Here is a 3,716-nt window from a genome sequence, read left to right as displayed (position 1 = left end):
GCCGCCAGCGTCGCCGCCGGCATCGCCCCCGCCGCGCATCACTCGGCGGCGCGCGACGCCGGCGCGCCCGCCAGCCGCACGCGCACCCGCTTCACCCGGCGCGCGTCGCCGTCCAGCACCTCGAATTCATGGCCGTCGGGATGGCGGATCACCTCGCCGCGCTCCGGCACCCGGTCGGCGAGCACGAACAGCAAGCCGCCCAGCGTGTCCACTTCCTCGTCGACGTCGTCGGGCAGCAGGTCCACATTGGCCTCGGCCTCGAATTCCGGCAGCTTGACCCGGGCCGAGGCGATGAAGGACCCGGCGCCTTCCTTGATCAGCTCGGCCTCCTCCTCCACGTCGTGCTCGTCCTCGATCTCGCCGACGATCTGCTCCAGCAGATCCTCGATGGTCACAAGTCCGTCAACGCCGCCGTATTCGTCGATCACCAGCGCCATGTGCACCCGCCCGCCCTGCATCTTCTGCAGCAGCGCGCTGATGGGCATCGAGGGCGGGGCGTAGAGCACCGGGCGCAGATTCGCCTGCAGATCGAAGGTCCCGGCGTCGCCGCCAAAGCCGAATTTCAGCGCAATGTCCTTGAGATGCGCGAAACCCAGCGGGTCGTCGAGGGTCTCGCGATAGACCGGCAGACGGGTGTGGCCGGTCTCGCGGAAGGCAGCGACCACATCCTCCAGCGGCGCATCCACCGGCAGGCAGACGATGTCGCCGCGCGGCACCATCACGTCGATCACCTTCAGAGATCGCAACCTGCGGATATTGATCAGCATTTCGCGCTCGACCGCAACCGGCCCGGTCACCGCCCGAACGCCGGTCTCGGGGGCCGGGCCGTCGGCCCCGCGCCCGAACAGCCGGTCCAGGAAGGACAGCCGGTCCTGCCCGCCCGATTTCGCGCCCGATTTCGCGCCCGAGTCCGCGCCCGAGACCGCGAATGAACCCGCGCCCGTCGCCTCGCCTGCGTCGCCGCCCAATTCACTGGTCAAACCGCTGGCGGCGCCGCGTGCGTCGCCGCTCGCGCCATTCTGCCCGGCCCTGTCCCGTCCGTCCGGGGAAATCTCAGCGCACATCGCTCCGTTCCGTTGCGGGCGGCGCACCAGCCGCGCGGCCCTGTTCGTCAATCGCCGCGGCGCCTGGCGCCGCAGCCTCGTCACCATATGGGTCCGCCAGCCCCGCCCCCGCAAGAGCGCGGCTTTCCAGCCCTTCCATCAGCGCCGCGTCGGCGTCGGTCTCGTGATCATAGCCCAGAAGATGAAGCATTCCGTGCAGCAGCAGATGGGCGACGTGATCGCCCGGGGACATCCCCCGCGCGCCCGCCTCGCGCATCACCGTGTCCCAGGCCAGCGCCAGGTCGCCCAGCGAGGCCGCCTCATCCGGCGGGTCGGCCGGGGCGCGCTGGGGTGGGCGGGCGGGGCGCGCTCCGGCCGGCGCGCCGGATGAGGCGGCCGACAAATCGAACGCCGGCCATGACAGCACGTTCGTCGGCGCCGGCTTGCCGCGGAATTCTGCGTTCAGCGCCGCCACCCGGTCGTCATCCGCCGCCAGCACGCCCACCACGTAATCGCCGCGCAGTCCGGCCGCGGCGAAGGCCATGGCCCCGGCGCGGCGCGCCAGCGCCTCCAGATCCAGCGCCCGCCAGCGCTCGTCTTCCCAGACCACCTCGACCCGAGGCGCATCGGGGGGCGACGCCCCGTCGTCGCTCACGCCCCGTCTCACGCCCCGTTTCACGCCCCGCCTCCCGCTGCGTCATAGGCGCGGATGATCCGCGCCACCAGCGGGTGGCGCACCACATCCGCCGCCGAGAACCGCACGAAGCCGACGCCCTCCACGTCGCGCAGCACCCTGTCCGCCTCCACCAGCCCCGAGCGCACGCCGCGCGGCAGGTCGATCTGGCTCATGTCGCCGGTGATCGCCATGCGCGCGCCCTCGCCCATGCGGGTCAGGAACATCTTCATCTGCATCTGCGTGGCGTTCTGCGCCTCGTCGAGCAGCACGAAGGCGTTGGCCAGCGTGCGCCCGCGCATGAAGGCCAGCGGCGCGATCTCGATGCGCTTGTCATCCATGCAGCGCTGCACCTGCTTGGCGGGCAGCAGGTCGTTGAGCGCGTCGTAGAGCGGCTGCATGTAGGGGTCGACCTTTTCCTTCATGTCGCCGGGCAGGAAGCCGAGCCGCTCCCCCGCCTCCACCGCCGGGCGGCTGAGCACGATGCGATCGACCCGGCCCTCCAGGAACATGGACACCGCGACGGCGACCGCCAGATAGGTTTTTCCGGTGCCCGCCGGGCCGGTCCCGAACACCAGTTCGCGCGCGAACAGCGCCCGCACATAGGCGCTCTGATTGCGGGTGCGCGGCTCCACCACCTTGCGCGGGGTGCGGATCGCCAGCTGGCCGCCGGCGAACATCTCCAGCTGGTCGTCCGGGGCGCCGCCGGTCGCGGCCCCGCCCGCGTCGTCCTCCAACGCCGGGTCGGCGCCGAAGCGCAGCGCCGCGTCGATGTCGCCGGGCTCGACGCCGAGCCCCTGCTCCAGCCGCTGATACAGCGCCTGCAGCGCGTTCCTCGCCTGCGCGCGCGCCGCCTCGGTCCCGTGCAGGGTCAGCGCGTTGCCGCGCCGGGCGATGGCCACGTCCAGCGCCTGCTCGATCTTCGCCAGATTGGCGTCGAAGCCGCCGCAAAGGTCGATCAGCAGGCGATTGTCGGGGAATTCGACATGGGTTTCCCGCGGCATGTCGGGATCGGTCGGGTGGGTCGGGGCGAATTGCGCCAAGGGCACTCCATGGAATCGGTCGAAACCGCAGCCAGAACACAGACATTGAAACCGAAGCCCGGCGATCGGCGTCGCCGGGCCGCCGCCCGCCGTCAGGTTTCAACCACGGCGCGAGCGTCCGCAAAATGGTGGCCCATCCCCGGGGGCGCGGCAAGTCGGAATCGCCAGATATCGGCGGGGGCGCCATTCATGCTGCCAAAAACGCATCACCCTGCGGGCGCGGCGCCGGCCGCGCTCAACTGTCGCGACGGACCGGGAAAGGCAGCGGCGCCACCGGGGCGCCGTCCTCGATCAGCGCCCGCGCCTCCTCGCCGGTGGCCTGGCCGTAGATGGCGCGCGGCTCGGCGTCGCCCTCATGGATGGCGCGGGCCTCGCGGGCGAATTCGCGGCCCACGTCGGTGGCGTCGCTCAGCAGCTTGTCGCGCAGCGCGCGCAGCGCCGCCTCGGCCGGGCTCGGCGGGCCCGACAGCCGCGGCGCCCGGTCGGGCCCCGCCCCCGCGCCCGACGGCGACTCCGACCCCGCGCCGGTGGACAGGCGCGGGGCCATGATCGCCTTTTCCACGCCGCCGCCGCCGCAAACCGCGCAGGCCAGATGCCCGGCGCCGCGCAGCGCCTCATAGGCGTCGCTCGACTGAAACCAGCTGTCGAAATCGTGGCCCCTGGCGCATTTCAAGGTATAGCGGATCATGTTTCCTGCAGTCTTTCGAAACCTCGACACCCTACCAGATATATGACGGTGAGATGAAGACAATCCTGCTTCGTCTCGCGGCCCTGCGATGCTATGGCCTTGCCGATGCGAAGTCAGCGCGCGGATTCAGGATGATCGGACAGGCGACATGACCGGCGACAGCCCGGAAACCCCGTCGGCGGCGCGGCCCGGCCGGCACGGCCCCGCCCAGGGCGGCGCCGTTCGGGAGCCCGCCCGGGACGGCGCCGCCCCCGCGCTCCTCGCCGGCG

Annotated in this window: 4 protein-coding genes; all 4 read right to left on the bottom strand. The window is 71.7% G+C overall.

What is annotated here, in order from left to right; all coding sequences use genetic code 11:
• Nucleotides 1–38: 38 nt before the first annotated feature.
• Nucleotides 39–980: a hemolysin family protein gene (locus AC1HC7_RS06740; protein ID WP_479498825.1), complete on the bottom strand. Its 942-nt coding sequence runs from the start codon at nucleotides 978–980 to the stop codon at nucleotides 39–41.
• Nucleotides 981–1,053: 73 nt separating this feature from the next.
• The gene (ybeY, locus tag AC1HC7_RS06735; protein ID WP_479498824.1) at nucleotides 1,054–1,698 is read right to left on the bottom strand and encodes an rRNA maturation RNase YbeY; all 645 of its coding nucleotides are present in this window, start codon (nucleotides 1,696–1,698) and stop codon (nucleotides 1,054–1,056) included.
• Between the two features lie 20 nt (nucleotides 1,699–1,718).
• The gene (locus AC1HC7_RS06730) at nucleotides 1,719–2,720 is read right to left on the bottom strand and encodes a PhoH family protein (RefSeq protein WP_479497292.1); all 1,002 of its coding nucleotides are present in this window, start codon (nucleotides 2,718–2,720) and stop codon (nucleotides 1,719–1,721) included.
• A gap of 274 nt (nucleotides 2,721–2,994) precedes the next feature.
• On the bottom strand, nucleotides 2,995–3,447 hold the full coding sequence (locus AC1HC7_RS06725) for a DUF1178 family protein (protein WP_479497208.1): 453 nt from the start codon (nucleotides 3,445–3,447) through the stop codon (nucleotides 2,995–2,997).
• Nucleotides 3,448–3,716 lie beyond the last annotated feature (269 nt).

Source organism: Oceanicella sp. (genome assembly GCF_056449545.1).
Note: the sequence above shows the minus strand (reverse complement) of the source record. Positions and strands in the feature narration are given on the sequence as shown.

Excerpts from the sequence above, each read along its gene's own strand:
- AC1HC7_RS06730 (WP_479497292.1), bottom strand. The coding sequence starts at position 2,720 with ATGCCGCGGGAAACCCATGTCGAATTCCCCGACAATCGCCTGCTGATC.
- AC1HC7_RS06725 (WP_479497208.1), bottom strand. The coding sequence starts at position 3,447 with ATGATCCGCTATACCTTGAAATGCGCCAGGGGCCACGATTTCGACAGC.